Here is a 14,472-nt window from a genome sequence, read left to right on the forward strand (position 1 = left end):
ATGCTGTCCTACTAAACTACACTACATTATGTAAACTGCGGCTGTTCAGCGATGGATAATACCGAGGAAGACTCCCCCATCACTCCTGTAATCATCACCGATAAACGATGAAACAAATCCAGTTCATAGGGAGCTGTTAATGTGTTGCCTTCCTGATCCATAATGATTCGAACTACCGGTCTCTGCGGAGCTTCCGGATGCAATCGTACAATGACAGCCGTCTCTCCTGTAGATAACTGAACAGTCAAACCTACGGGATATATCGCAGCATAGTCCCGAAACAATTCTAACATTTTTTGATCATACTGCGTACCCGATCCTGCAAAAAGCATTTCAACTGCTTGATGAGGCAGCAGAGCATTCTGATAGATTCGGTTAGTCGTCATTGCATCATAAGAATCAGTTAATGCGATCAGTTTACCATAATCGTGAATATCGGGCCCGGACAAGCCCTGTGGGTATCCCCTTCCATCCATTCGTTCATGATGCTGTAAAGCACAGTGGGCAGATATAAGCGGGATTCCAGGCTCATCCTTGAGCAGCTTAAATCCGTAAACGGTATGATTCTTTACAATATCATATTCTTCTTTGGTGAGTTTACCCGGCTTCTGCAGAATATGCGCAGGAATCTGGGTTTTCCCAATATCGTGAAGCAAAGCACCGAGCCCTAACTCCATCAATTTCTTGTTATCATAACGAAGCGCCTTGCCTAACACTAAGGAATAGATACATACATTCAAAGAATGCTCGTATAAAGCATGGTCCATGGACTGCATTCCAGTGAGCATAATCATTACATCTTGACGAGAGCTGATATCTTCAAGTATCTTCTCCATGAGTCCTACGAATACTTTGCCGAGATGAGGATAATAGCCCCGCATCGACCCACTGGAAGACAGCTTAGAAAATTGTGTTTTGATCTCTTTCATGGCCTGTATACGGGTTTCTTCACGTAATAATTCCGGAAATTCAATATCGTCCGTATTCGGATCATGAATATACACATAGCTTAAACCTAATTGACCTAAACGAGTAATCAGATTGGCGGTCAATTCAACCTGTTCGCCTAGCAAAATAATTCCTTCGTCATTATATATTCTTTTGCCCAGCCTCATACCAGGCTGCAGCATATGAATGGGTATCAAACGCAAAATTGATCTCTCCTGCCTAAATCAGATGCTATTAGCGCATTTCATTTTTCTTAGTCAAGAATCCATCTCTGTCTCAGACATTCATCAAGCGAATTCGGTCTTTTGAGCTCCATAGCAATCAAATCACGAATAAACTCTGGTAAACGATAAGCTGTCTCTGAACCGAGCGATAGGCTCTGATATCCCACATTGAACGTAAACATATCCAGTGTCCCCACTCGATATAACTGCTCATCATGCAGAGGAACTTCTCCTATATTCAGCTTGGTAATTCGTTCATATGGAGGTCTAGTCGGATCGTAGTGTATCTCAGCACCATCGATGCACAGGACTCCCAGCTGATAACCTCTAAATCCAAAGCCTTTAAATACGAGGTCCCTGTACTCTGGGATTAAGCTCTCCTCCATAGCTGTACGAAGGTCAGCGCCTTTTAACAGAATGGTGCATGCATTAATCGGAGAAGGGCATAAAGCATGCAGCATCCCCTCCGTTATATTCCCTTCCTCCAAATCACCAAGCAGCTGACCTGCATTAACAACCGCCAGATCTGTACCCGTAAATTGCCGGACTGCCTGAGCTAACAAATTACCAAATGACGATTCTCTGTCCCAATGAATGGCGAGTGTACGGTCCGTCACAGCAATGGTTCTACCTAATTTATTTTCGGCCTGTTCCCGATGTGTAATAATAGCAGCCGCCACATTTTCATGCAGAAGATTGTCATCCACAGGCAGGCATTCACCTGAAACCAGCTTAAAATGTTCTTCCTCACTGGATCGTTCAACGGTTATTTTTCCGAGGTATTGACCATATTTACCTGCACCGCATATGATCGTCTGGTTTATTTCCAGCGGCTCCTCCAATACGTGATGCGTATGGCCTCCCAATATCATATCAATTCCATCGATCTGTTCAGCGATTCTCTGATCGGTTGTAAGTCCCAAATGTGATAACAGAATAACAATATCAGCCTGTTCTCTTATTTTTGTTACCTGAGTCTTTAACGTTTCGACTGGATTAAGCACCTTCATACCAAGCAGTTCATAAAACGCGCTAAACGGTGCGGTAGAACCCAATATACCTATTCTTATGTCGCCCTTTGTCAGAATAGTCGATGGCTCCATCCAAACCGGAGGCTGTCCTGAACGTTCATCAATCAGATTGCCACAAACAACCTTGCATAATAGCCCTGCATAGGCCTGATCTAGAATATCCGGTGTAAATGTTAATCCCTCATTATTACCAATCGTAATTGCATCATAGCCCGTTAAGTTTAGGACATCTACATTGGCCCCGCCCATGGATCCTTCGGTCTCGACTGCCATCCGGTCCATGTGATCTCCAATATCCAACACCAGAATTTCTTCTCCGGGTCCAGCCTGCTCCTTCTCCCTTTGGATCATTGCAGCGATGGAACCCATTTTATTAAAATGGCTGTGAATATCATTCGTATGAAGAATGGTCAGGGTTTGTTTAGACTTATGGTTCGTCATCTCTGTATTCCTCCTCCGGATACTTAATAGCCATAGATTGATGCGCTAAAGTCTCGTCATTTTGCTTAATCTGGTCCATAAGATCTACCTAAAAGATAAGAATAACATTTTCAGAAAGGATATGATATATTAAAAGGGTTTATCAATACATCGTTCGAGGTGAAATCATATGAAACTATCCATATTATTATTCGCTGGTGTCGCAGAGAGAATTGGACAAGCAAGCATTGAATTGAATATAGATCACGCAGTCACAGTAAACGATTTGAAAATGCAGCTTGCAGAGGCGTATCCTGAAGCCTCCTCACTCATCCACTCCTCATTAATCGCTATAAATATGGACTATGCGCCAGGTCATGTGATGATCAACGAAGGAGACGAAGTGGCGCTGATCCCCCCTGTTTCCGGTGGTGAAGAGCCCACGCATTCAGCAGATTCCGTTCAGCAAATCCACAGCACGGATGATGGACTATACTCTATTGGATATGCCTCACTATCGGTAGAAGAGACTTCGGCCAAAGTCATCACAGCCAACCATGGAGCAACCTTAACCTTTATAGGAACAACAAGAGAAATGACCGGTGATCAGCGCACTGTTCATCTTGAGTATGAAGCTTACATACCGATGGCATTATCTACCATGAAGACAATTGGCGATGAAATTAATGAGAAGTGGCCTGGCACACAATGTGCGATATCCCATCGCTTAGGCAAAGTGGATATTGCCGAGACAAGTGTTGTGATTGCCGTTTCTTCCCCCCATCGTGCCAATGCCTATGAAGCGAGCCGGTACGCTATTGAGAGGCTGAAACAGATTGTCCCCATTTGGAAGAAGGAGATTTGGGAGGACGGATCAGAATGGAAAGGACATCAAACCGGGCCCTGGGACCCATTAAAATGACTAATATTTAAAACTAGTCGTTGTCTGTCCATTTTTTTCTTGATATGATAAATTTAAAAACTTTACACTTAAAGGTGGTTAATTGTCTTGAGATTACATGTCACCGACTTAAAGCCTGGTTTATTGCTTCAATCGGATACTTTTAATCCTTCTGGAGTGCAGCTGATGTCAGCAGGATCCTTACTTGATGATTCAGACATCGATAAACTGATGATGCACGGTATTGATTATGTAGACATTTCAGAGCCCGCCACCCAGACTGCGCCTGTCTTCCGATCATCCCCGGGGGAATCACTGCTTAAGCTTGTTCCTATGTTTGACACTACCATGATGGGAACTGCCTCGATCTTCAAGGAAGCTACCACAACAGGCCGCTTCTCCATAACTGAGGTCGATGATCTGCTTAAGCCAATGGCTGAACAGCTTGTTGAGCAGAAGGATGTCGTTTCTCTTCTCCTGCTGCTTGATCGTGATGATGAGTATACTTACAACCATTCCGTTCAGGTAGGCATTCTTACATACTATATGGCTTCATGGCTCGGTTATTCCCCGGAAGACTGCTACACCATCTCCAAAGCAGGTTACCTCATTGATATAGGGAAATCTATGGTGCCTGAGAAGCTGCTTCATAAGCCTGGCAAGCTAAGCCCAGAGGAATTCCGCGTGATGAAAAAGCACGCTAAACAGGGATATGACATTATATTAGAGTCCACCGGTAATGAAACACTCGCGATCCCTGCTTTGCAGCATCATGAACGTGAAGATGGCAGCGGTTACCCTTACGGATTACGCAAAGATGATATTCATCCTTATTCCCGAATCGCGGCCGTGGCAGATGTGTACAGTGCGATGACGACTCATCGTGTGTATCAATCCAAGCAAGAATACATATCTGTGTTATGTGAGCTATACGGACTCAGCTTCGGACAGCTCAATGCCAAAGTGACGCAGAGCTTTATCAAGCATCTCCTGCCTAACTTTATTGGCAAGCAGGTACTACTGACTTCAGGAGATACAGGTACGATTGTAATGAATAATCCGAATGATCATTTCCGCCCGCTCGTCCGTTGTGGACAAGGCTTTGTGGATTTGGCTAAACAACGAGATATTGCTATCGTAGAAATTTATATCTAGAACATACGTTACATCATAAGTCTTAATCGTTTATTTCAGCTAGAACTACTTAAAAAGAACCGTCTAGTACATACTTCCTTAGAACATCAATTGAAGAACATTTATGGAAATAGAGGTCTCTCCTATACGGGTGGCCTCTATTTTTTTATAGCCTGATTTCCTTTGGTCTAAAGGTATATCTCATCTTATAAACATAAATGAATCAGCTGCTTCCTCACATTGTGAACAAAAAAATACGTGCCCAGCCATAAGAGGCCAGGACACGTATTATATATTATTCAATGTTAAACAGCTCTGCTTAACCGATCGAGCCTTCCATTTCGAATTTGATGAGACGATTCATCTCCACCGCATATTCCATTGGAAGTTCTTTTGTGAACGGCTCAATGAAGCCCATAATGATCATCTGTGTTGCTTCGTCTTCCGAGAGACCGCGGCTCATCAAGTAGAAGAGCTGATCCTCAGATACCTTAGAGACGGTAGCTTCATGCTCAAGCGTGATGTTATCGTTCATGATCTCATTGTAAGGAATCGTATCCGAAGTAGACTCGTTATCCAAGATCAATGTATCACACTTGATGTTCGATTTAGCACCTTCTGCATTGCGTCCGAAGGAAGCCAGACCACGGTACGTTACTTTACCGCCATGCTTACTAATTGATTTGGATACAATCGTTGAAGTTGTATCTGGTGCAAGGTGAATCATCTTTGCACCTGCATCCTGATGCTGATCTTTACCGGCTACAGCAATCGAAAGTACAGAGCCTTTTGCGCCGCGTCCTTTAAGAATAACTGCAGGATACTTCATGGTCAGCTTGGAACCGATGTTACCATCAACCCATTCCATGGTTGCATTTTCTTCTGCAACTGCACGTTTGGTAACGAGATTATAGATGTTCGGAGCCCAGTTCTGAATCGTCGTATAACGTACACGTGCATTTTTCTTAGCGATAATCTCAACAACCGCACTATGCAGAGAGTTTGTGCTGTAAATTGGAGCCGTACATCCTTCTACGTAGTGTACAAAGCTGTCTTCGTCAGCAATAATCAGGGTACGCTCAAATTGACCCATATTCTCAGAGTTAATCCGGAAGTAAGCCTGCAGTGGAATTTCACACTTCACGCCTTTTGGCACGTAGATGAAGCTTCCGCCTGACCATACAGCACTGTTCAGAGCAGCAAACTTGTTATCTGCCGGAGGAATCACGGTTGCGAAGTACTCCTTGAGAATCTCTGGATGCTCCTTCAGCGCTGTATCAGTATCCATGAAGATAACGCCTTGATCCTCAAGATCCTTCTGCATGTTGTGGTATACAACCTCAGATTCATATTGAGCAGATACCCCTGCCAGGAACTTTTGCTCTGCTTCTGGAATACCCAGTTTGTCGAAGGTTTCCTTGATTTCTGCAGGAACCTCTTCCCATGTCTTACCCTGCTTCTCCGAAGGTCTTACGTAGTACTGAATATCGTTAAAATCAAGCCCGTCGAGATCACCGCCCCAACGAGGCATAGGCATCTTCTCAAACTGTTTCAAGGATTTCAGACGGAATTCGAGCATCCATTCAGGCTCTTCCTTAATACGGGAGATTTCTCTTACAACCTCTTCCGTCAGACCTTTACCTGTTTGGAAAATGGACTTATGCTCATCCCGGAAACCATATTTATACTCTTCCATTTCTGGCGCTTTTTTTGCCATGTGGGTCTACCTCCCTATCGTTATTGTGGTTTGTGATCCTCATCTATCCCTTTGCGCAGCGCATTCCAAGCAAGTGTCGCGCATTTGATGCGCGCAGGGAACTTATTTACACCGGATAGGGCTTCTATATCTTCATATTCGTCAAATTCTGGTTCCTCTCCTTGCATCAAGGCGGAGAAACGATCTGCCAGGTTCAAAGCTTCATCCATAGTCTTCCCTTTAACCGCTTCAGTCATCATGGAGGCCGAGGACATGCTGATGGAGCAGCCGTCACCGGTATACTTCGCATCCTCGACAATTCCATCTTTAACTTTTAGCTGCAGGGATATCCGGTCACCGCAGGTCGGGTTGTTCAAATCAACTGTTACCGAGTTGTCTTCAAAACTGCCCCGATTCCGCGGATTTTTATAGTGGTCCATAATTACGCGCCGATACAGATCATCAAGTTGCATCACCAAAATACTCCTTTGTCTGGATTAAGGCGCTCACAAGACGGTCTACGTCCTGCTCTGTATTGTATAAATAAAAGCTCGCTCTTGCTGTAGATCCGACTTCAAGCCAGCGCATCAGCGGCTGACAGCAATGGTGACCTGCTCGAATAGCTACTCCGCTTGCATCAAGCACGGTTGCTACATCATGCGGGTGTACACCATCGAGATTAAAGGTTACGAGACCTACATGACGTTTCTTAGGTCCATACACCTGAATGCCATCGATTTCAGATATACGGCTCATTGCATAATGTGACAGCTTGCTCTCATGCTGTGCGATTTCATCCATTCCAATCTCTGTCAGAAAATCAATCGCTGCGCCAAGGCCAACCGCACCTGCAATAATTGGAGTTCCGCCTTCAAACTTCCAAGGAAGCTCCTTCCATGTAGACTCATACAAGCCAACATCATCGATCATCTCGCCGCCATATTCGACCGGCTCCATGGACTCAAGCAGCGCCTTCTTGCCATACAGTGCACCGATTCCGGTCGGTCCGCACATTTTATGTCCGGATAAGGCGTAGAAATCACAGTCAAGATCTTGCACATCAACCTTCATATGAGGGGTGCTCTGTGCGCCATCAACAACCATAACTGCACCATTGCGATGCGCAATTTCAGCAACTTCCTTAATTGGGTTAATGACTCCGAGAACGTTAGAAACATAAGCCATAGAGACAATTTTCGTGTTCGAAGTGATCGTTTTTTCCACATCTGCCAGATCAATATTGCCATCTGGCTGAAGAGGAATATATTTCAGCACAGCACCCGTTCTTTTGGCAAGCTGCTGCCAAGGGATCAAGTTGCTGTGATGCTCCATGGGAGTGATCACAATTTCGTCGCCTTCGTTCAGTACGGAAGGACCATAGGAGGAAGCAACAATGTTGAGCGCCGTTGTTGTACCTCTAGTAAATATAATCTCTTGCGTACGTTTAGCATTTATAAATTTAGCTACCTTCTCACGAGCACCTTCATATGCATCCGTTGCACGACTTCCAAGTGTGTGAACTCCACGGTGAACGTTGGAATTCTCCCACTCGTAGTAGCGCTTGATCGCATCAAGCACTACCCGAGGTTTGTGGGAAGTTGCCGCATTATCTAGATAAACTAATGGATGTCCGTTAATTTCCTGATGGAGGATGGGGAACTGTTCACGAATCGCCTGAGCGTTCATTGTCCCAGCTTCCTTTCAACAAGGGATTGCAGCTGCACCCGCAATTCTTCAAGCGGAATGTCGGATACGACAGGAGCAAGGAAACCATAGATGATCAATCTTTCTGCATTCTCACGGGAAATACCGCGTGACATCAGATAGTAGATTTGCTCTTGGTTCACTTGACCAACAGATGCGGCGTGACCTGCTGTTACATCATCCTCATCAATCAGAAGAATCGGGTTCGCGTCTCCGCGTGCTTTAGGACTCAGCATTAGAACACGTTCCGTTTGCTGACCATCTGCTTTTGTTGCACCATGCTCGATTTTGGTAATGCCGTTAATGATCGCAGATGCTTCTTCACGCATAACCGCACGTGTAATCATCTGGCTTGCAGAGCTCTTGCCAAAATGCTTCGCTTGGGTCGTATAGTTCAGCTTCTGAGAGCCTGCACCTACAGCAATTGTCTTCTGATCCGAATTCGATCCATTGCCTTTGAGAATAGAAAGGGTATCACTTGCTGTATTACCTGTGTTCATTTCACCAACGATCCATTCAATTGTACCATCGTTCTCAACTAATGCGCGGCGATAAGTAATGTCTGTTACTTGATCTCCGAATTGGTGAACGGTAGCAAAACGAACCTTCGCACCTGGTTTAACAAACACTTCAGCTACCCCATTATGGAAGACAGGTGCTTCGAGATTGCCTGATACATAGTTGTCTACGTATACGACAGAGCTGTTTGTGTCCGCAATAATGAGCACATGAGGTGCAAATGTTGCCGTTCCATCTTCAGCAAGCAAAATAGCTTGAACCGGCTTCTCAATCACCACATTACGAGGCACATAGAGGAATACGCCGCCGTTCCAGATCGCTGAATGCAGTGCAGCCAGCTGATGTTCGTCAGATTTTACTGCCGTGTGAAGATGACTCTTAACAAGATCTTCATGTTCACGAACTGCAGTTTCGAGATCTGTGAAAATTACACCTTGATCAGCAAGCTCTTTGGAAAGATTGCTGTACACGACGCTGGAGCCCCGTTGAATCAGCAAAGTTCCATCTTGCTCATCTTTGATGAGGTCTGCGATTTCTTCAGGTGCTTCATTCAACGAAATCGCATTGCTTGCTTTGTATTGTCCGTACGCGGATAGATTCCAGCGTTCAATTTTTGTTTTTTCCAGTTTTGGAAGCGCAAGGCTGCCCGCAAGATCAAGTGCCGCTTGGCGCCCTTCAGAAAGCCATGCCGGCTCATTTCTGCCTTCGGATAACGCGCGAAGCGCTTCGGAATCAACCGGAAGAATGGTTTGTGTTGTCATTTAAGATATCCTCCTCCGCTTATTCTTTACGCTTCTTGGCCAACAGTTTCGTCTTCAATTCCCAGTTCTGCCTTAATCCAGTCGTAACCTTCTGCTTCAAGACGTTCTGCAAGCTCAGGACCACCGGATTTAACGATGCGTCCTTGCATCATCACGTGTACATAGTCTGGCTTGATGTAGTTCAGCAAACGTTGGTAGTGAGTGATAATCAAGAAGCCACGATCCTCACTCTTCATTGCATTGACACCTTCTGCAACGATACGAAGAGCATCGATATCAAGACCGGAGTCAATTTCATCCAAAATAACGAGCTTCGGATCAAGCATCATCATTTGAAGAATCTCATTACGCTTCTTCTCACCACCGGAGAAGCCTTCATTAAGGTAACGATGTGCAAACTCAGGGTTCATCTCAAGATCTTTCATCTTACCTTCCATTTGGCGGATGAACTTGATCAGAGAAATCTCGTTGCCTTCCTCACGGCGTGCATTGATTGCACTGCGCAGGAAGTCGGAATTTGTTACACCTGCAATCTCACTTGGATATTGCATCGCAAGGAACATCCCTGCACGAGCACGCTCATCCACTTCCATTTCCAGAACGTCTTCACCGTTCAGTGTAACAGAGCCGCCAGTTACTTCATACTTAGGGTGACCCATCAGTGCTGAAGCAAGCGTACTCTTACCCGTACCATTCGGTCCCATGATGGCATGAATTTCTCCACCATTCATATTGAGGTTAATGCCCTTCAAAATTTCTTTTCCTTCTATTTCTGCTTTAAGTCCTTCAATGACGAAATTTGTAGCCATATGTGCCTTTACCTCCAATAGAAATGAATTTCCCACTTGAAATCATGAAGTATATTTAATAGGGTATCCCCTTGATTTCCAGCTTCACTCGATAAGTGTCACTTTATAATAATTCTAAACTGATTCTCAATGATTCTCAAGTGATTTATGTGGGAAAGTTTACAGACGCCGTAAACAAAATACCCTTGTCCACACAAACTACATAGACACAGCTTCCCGAGGTGCTTCTTAAGTGGTCCAATATTTATGCATTCTATAATAAATAAGGAGGCAAATCAAATGATCTTTCCCCCATTCACTAAGAAATTATCGGACCTTTATTGTTCCTTCATACAATGAAAAAGTCTGGTCTTATCGACCAGACTTTAGAATTGTGAAGTTATCTATTTTATGCCAGGTAAGAACGCAGCATCCAGATATGTTTCTCCAGATCTGCCTGGAAGCCGGTAAGCATGTCTGCTGTCGGGCCATCGCCTGCTTCCTCCGCAGCTTCAATACCTTCTGCATATTCTTCGGATAGTGTTGCGAAATCCTCAATTAGATTTTGAACCATGGTCTTCGGATCTTCACCGCCGGATGCCTCTTGAATAGAAGCCAAATCCAGGTATTCCTTCATCGTTGCTGCCGGGCTCCCTTTAATAGTAAGAAGTCGTTCAGCCACTTCGTCCATTTGAAGAGTAACTGCATTGTACAGCTCTTCAAATTTAGTATGAAGCGTAAAGAAATTCGAGCCCTTAACATACCAGTGGTAATTATGAAGCTTAACGTATAATACATTAAGATTCGCTACCTCACGATTCAGCAGCTGTTCAATCGTTGTTTTGTTTTCAGTTTTATTTGTTGATTTAGCCATAATGATCCCATCCTTTAACGTATATTTATGATCACATTTATCTTTCGCCACTAGTTCTAAGTTACCCTTGTACGATTTTAATGAAACAAGTTAAATGCTTTATCCACTGAAGCAAACTCCGACAAAAATATCATGATCCAGCAGACTCTCCATTATGCAAAATTACGAAATGAAATCTTTGGCGATTCACGATTGTATTCATTTTAGTGAATTCATTGATTTTTTTGGGGAAAGCTATGTAATAAATTCAATAAAAAAAGCAGTCTCCTATAAAGAGATACGACTCAGAAATGAAGAATATCATCATTAGCTTCGCATCGTCCAAATAGAGGACTGCTATTTATATTAGTTCACATAATACTCATCAGCTTACTTTTTCTTTCCGATCACAGCATTCTTTGCAGCGCTTCTACCCCACTCATTCCAGGAACTATGCCTAATTTTTCAGCTTCAATTGTTACAGATTCCATCGGTGCAGCAAGCAGTTCAGCAATGGTCTTCACGCCAACTGCCCGGGCTGCGATAATGTTACGGGCCGCCAAACGCTCATTCAGCAGGCTCACATCAAGTGCTCCGCACATAATGTATCCTTTGGAAGTCGAGACTGTAATCAGTGTTGTCTTGGGCAGCTTTACTTCAACTGCAACAAGGGTATGGTCTCCAACTTGAACAGGCTCCAACGTCACCATTAGTGTAACCCCCCTTCTCTTAACGCGTCTCGACAGTTTATTCTTGGGTCTTCTATATGGTGTGGACAGGAGCGGATAGTGTTAATGCCAAAAGAACCATGTCTTAAAACCTAGCATTTCGCTATTATTCTCATAAAAAAATCCTGGATTTTCGCATAAATATGCGTCTATGGTAGTATTCACGATTGCGTTTTAATGATATAGTTAGAGAATCAATGTACATAATTATTCCATTATAAGAGCAGTGCGAGGTAAATATTATTATGAAAAACACGACGTCAGCAGGCACGAGTAACGAGACCGAATTTCTTTTTAACGTTGACATTATGATTCACAGCAAGTCAGATGCCCTTGCACTGCAATCCCTTCTCGAAATTTTTAATGCACAAGATCAAATTGCAGATTTCAGAATTCAGTCCGGTTTGAAGCTGGGAGCAAGAATTGAGCAAGCTTTGAAACAAACGGCTGTATCCGATCTAAACATGAAACCGATTCATAAATCTTCTCTTATCCCTTCATCCGAGACGATGAAGAGAGAAGAAGTGGACCGTTGTCCTTCAGAGAAATGGCTTATGACCGCAATGAAGGAAGGAAGACTGATCAGGCTCGATATTCGTGAGAAGAATGGCAAAGGTAAGAGCATTCCGTGCCGTGTTCTCAATTTCGATGCGTTATCCAAGCTGGTCAGCATTTATCATGTGGATGAGAAGCAGGTGTACTCCATCCATACGTCCGAGATCGAGAAGTATATCTAGGAATAAGCAAGAACGGCCAATCTCATCTAGTGAGAATGACCGTTCCTTACTTTTTATTTTTTTAATACGGACACGACAACAAGAATCCAGCCTGTAATGAAGCAAATTCCCCCTAATGGTGTAATTGCCCCAAAAATACCGATTCCCGTTATGCTCAGCACATATAAGCTTCCTGAGAACAGTATAATGCCGATAAACATCAGTCTTGCCGCCCATTCTAATGCCTTCTTGGGACCGAAGCTGTTGGCAATAAGTGCAATAATCAAAATTCCAAGCGCATGCATCATATGATACTGTACGCCGGTTTCATACGTGGTAAGCCGCTCTTCACCAATAATCGGTTCAATAATATGTGCACCAAAGGCGCCAATCAGGACAGATAGCATCGCTAGAATCGAACCTATGGCAATCCATTTTTTCGCCACTTGATATGCTCACTCCTCAATGAAATGTATTCTAAATTATCTTAACCTAATATGCGCGCCATTTACTAGTGAACATCCCTTTAACATTGTGACAAAACAGATAGAGAGATACAGCTTGCATTTTAATTTGAATTATGGAAAAGTTAACTGTAAATCTATAAAGGAGCGACTACATGGATAATAACCAAGTACCAAATAACGACCAACTTCAAGAAGTAAACAATCCCTACGGCACTTTTCAGCCACCTCCTGCCAAGATCAAACATTCAGGTCCTGGTATTGCATCTCTAATCGTTGGCATACTCTCCCTGGTCCTTTACATCGCTGTTCTCGCCCTATCACCATCTGCCGCAGCTGAAATACTTGAAAATCCCGATCCTGAGGCGATGCTGAACAACTTCTATGTGATTGTTATCGGACTTTTGATTCTTGCCAGCCTTGGACTGAATATCATTGGTGTTATCCTCTCCATTATCGGATTGGCGTTAAAGAATCGAAAAAAAGCATTCCCACTGGTTGGCCTTATTCTAAATGGTCTGATCCTGCTAATCGTCATCGGCTTTTTCAGCATGACCGTTATGGTTTAGAATAAATTCTCTTCTTCTCTTCGTGACTAACCTTTTTGCTGCCTTTTTTGCTACACACGCCAAATATGCATTATAATGTTTGATGTGAAGAAGAAACTAACTTGTATAAAGGGGATTGAGATGTCGCGAATAAAAATTTTTGCGGACAGTACTAGTGATTTGCCAAAAGAATGGATCCATCAGTATGACATTGGCATTGTCCCTCTCTATGCCGTATTCGGAGACGAGTCATTGAAGGATGGAGTGGATATCGTTCCAGAAGAGCTGTACCAGCGTGTCAAAACAGAAGGACGGCTACCGAAGACAGCAGCTCCATCACCGGCCGATTTTATGGCCTGTTTTGGCCCATACATAGATGAAGGCTACGATATTCTATTTATCAGCCTCTCTTCAGAGCTGTCGTCCACCTATCAAAATGCACTGCTAGCCGCTTCCGAATATCCAGATGGCAGAGTTACCGTATTTGACTCCCTAAATTTATCAACAGGAATCGGTCTTCAGGTGATCAAGGCTGTACGCGCAGTGGAGGAAGGGCTTACCGTTCCGGAAATTATTCACCGTCTTACCCAGATCAGACCACAGGTCGATACTGAATTTGTTATTGATACACTAGATTATCTATATATGGGCGGCCGCTGCTCGGGAATGCAAAATTTGATCGGCAGTCTGCTCAAGATCAGACCGGTCATCAAAGTAACAGATGGAAAAATGACACCTGCATACAAGGTCAGAGGCAAACGGGAAAAAGCGATGGATCAGATGCTGTCAAATGCACTGAGCAAAACAAATGAAATGGACAATGATATTATCATCGTTGTTCACTCCATGTGTGAGGATGATGCGCTTTATCTGCAAAAGGTTTTGCAGGAAAAGACAAATGCAAAAGAGGTTGTGCTGGCTACCGCAGGTTGTGTTATTTCCAGTCATTGTGGACCTAAAACCATTGGTATCATTTACACTAAATCATATTAAGAGAAAAAGAAGACCCTGCATTATATTGCAAGGTCTTCTTTTCT

The 14,472-nt window shown here is 43.7% G+C and carries 15 protein-coding genes; 5 read left to right on the top strand and 10 right to left on the bottom strand.

The annotated features are described in order from the left end of the window. Positions 1-26 precede the first annotated feature (26 nt). Both BLW49_RS04130 and BLW49_RS04135 read right to left on the bottom strand, forming a co-directional pair. Positions 27-1,151, bottom strand: a complete 1,125-nt coding sequence (locus BLW49_RS04130; protein ID WP_090723293.1) for an HD-GYP domain-containing protein — start codon at positions 1,149-1,151, stop codon at positions 27-29. A 50-nt stretch (positions 1,152-1,201) separates the two neighbouring features. Beyond that, complete coding sequence (locus BLW49_RS04135; RefSeq protein ID WP_090723294.1) at positions 1,202-2,644, bottom strand: bifunctional metallophosphatase/5'-nucleotidase; 1,443 nt, start codon at positions 2,642-2,644, stop codon at positions 1,202-1,204. A gap of 169 nt (positions 2,645-2,813) precedes the next feature. Here BLW49_RS04135 and moaD point away from each other — a divergent pair, with 169 nt between their 5' ends. Together moaD and BLW49_RS04145 are read left to right on the top strand one after the other, a co-directional pair. Then, on the top strand, positions 2,814-3,545 hold the full coding sequence (gene moaD, locus BLW49_RS04140) for a molybdopterin converting factor subunit 1 (protein WP_090723296.1): 732 nt from the start codon (positions 2,814-2,816) through the stop codon (positions 3,543-3,545). Positions 3,546-3,632: 87 nt separating this feature from the next. Then, positions 3,633-4,679: an HD-GYP domain-containing protein gene (locus BLW49_RS04145; RefSeq protein WP_076311438.1), complete on the top strand. Its 1,047-nt coding sequence runs from the start codon at positions 3,633-3,635 to the stop codon at positions 4,677-4,679. Between the two features lie 298 nt (positions 4,680-4,977). On the opposite strand, the gene sufB is transcribed toward BLW49_RS04145, so the two are convergent. From sufB to BLW49_RS04180, 7 genes are all read right to left on the bottom strand, one after another. Then, a complete protein-coding gene (sufB, locus tag BLW49_RS04150) occupies positions 4,978-6,375 on the bottom strand; it encodes a Fe-S cluster assembly protein SufB (protein WP_076311627.1) in 1,398 nt (465 codons plus the stop codon). A gap of 20 nt (positions 6,376-6,395) precedes the next feature. After that, entirely contained in the window at positions 6,396-6,827 is a 432-nt protein-coding gene (gene sufU / locus BLW49_RS04155; protein WP_076311628.1) for a Fe-S cluster assembly sulfur transfer protein SufU, read from the bottom strand. Continuing rightward, entirely contained in the window at positions 6,817-8,040 is a 1,224-nt protein-coding gene (locus tag BLW49_RS04160; RefSeq protein WP_090723298.1) for a cysteine desulfurase, read from the bottom strand. Before BLW49_RS04160 ends, sufU begins: the two co-directional genes overlap by 11 nt. Further along, on the bottom strand, positions 8,037-9,338 hold the full coding sequence (sufD, locus tag BLW49_RS04165; RefSeq protein ID WP_090723300.1) for a Fe-S cluster assembly protein SufD: 1,302 nt from the start codon (positions 9,336-9,338) through the stop codon (positions 8,037-8,039). Before sufD ends, BLW49_RS04160 begins: the two co-directional genes overlap by 4 nt. 26 nt (positions 9,339-9,364) lie before the next feature. After that, entirely contained in the window at positions 9,365-10,147 is a 783-nt protein-coding gene (sufC, locus tag BLW49_RS04170) for a Fe-S cluster assembly ATPase SufC (RefSeq protein ID WP_076311631.1), read from the bottom strand. A 388-nt stretch (positions 10,148-10,535) separates the two neighbouring features. Then, positions 10,536-11,000 (bottom strand): Dps family protein, encoded by a 465-nt coding sequence (locus tag BLW49_RS04175; protein WP_047909953.1) that lies wholly within the window; start codon positions 10,998-11,000, stop codon positions 10,536-10,538. Positions 11,001-11,386: 386 nt separating this feature from the next. Further along, positions 11,387-11,689, bottom strand: coding sequence for a YunC family protein (locus BLW49_RS04180; RefSeq protein ID WP_076311632.1), 303 nt, complete (start codon positions 11,687-11,689; stop codon positions 11,387-11,389). Positions 11,690-11,952: 263 nt separating this feature from the next. Here BLW49_RS04180 and BLW49_RS04185 point away from each other — a divergent pair, with 263 nt between their 5' ends. Next, positions 11,953-12,444 carry a hypothetical protein gene (locus tag BLW49_RS04185; RefSeq protein WP_076311633.1) on the top strand — a complete coding sequence of 164 codons (492 nt, stop codon included), beginning with the start codon at positions 11,953-11,955 and terminating at the stop codon, positions 12,442-12,444. A gap of 53 nt (positions 12,445-12,497) precedes the next feature. Here the strand turns inward: BLW49_RS04185 and BLW49_RS04190 are convergent, their stop codons facing one another. Then, complete coding sequence (locus tag BLW49_RS04190) at positions 12,498-12,830, bottom strand: DUF423 domain-containing protein (RefSeq protein ID WP_371264536.1); 333 nt, start codon at positions 12,828-12,830, stop codon at positions 12,498-12,500. Between the two features lie 212 nt (positions 12,831-13,042). On the opposite strand from BLW49_RS04190, the gene BLW49_RS04195 reads away from it, so the two are divergent. Both BLW49_RS04195 and BLW49_RS04200 read left to right on the top strand, forming a co-directional pair. Next, a complete protein-coding gene (locus BLW49_RS04195) occupies positions 13,043-13,456 on the top strand; it encodes a hypothetical protein (protein WP_083655730.1) in 414 nt (137 codons plus the stop codon). Positions 13,457-13,576: 120 nt separating this feature from the next. Further along, entirely contained in the window at positions 13,577-14,428 is an 852-nt protein-coding gene (locus BLW49_RS04200; protein WP_090723301.1) for a DegV family protein, read from the top strand. Positions 14,429-14,472: the final 44 nt, after the last annotated feature.

Source organism: Paenibacillus sp. PDC88, from assembly GCF_900106725.1.
Classification (GTDB): domain Bacteria; phylum Bacillota; class Bacilli; order Paenibacillales; family Paenibacillaceae; genus Paenibacillus; species Paenibacillus shunpengii.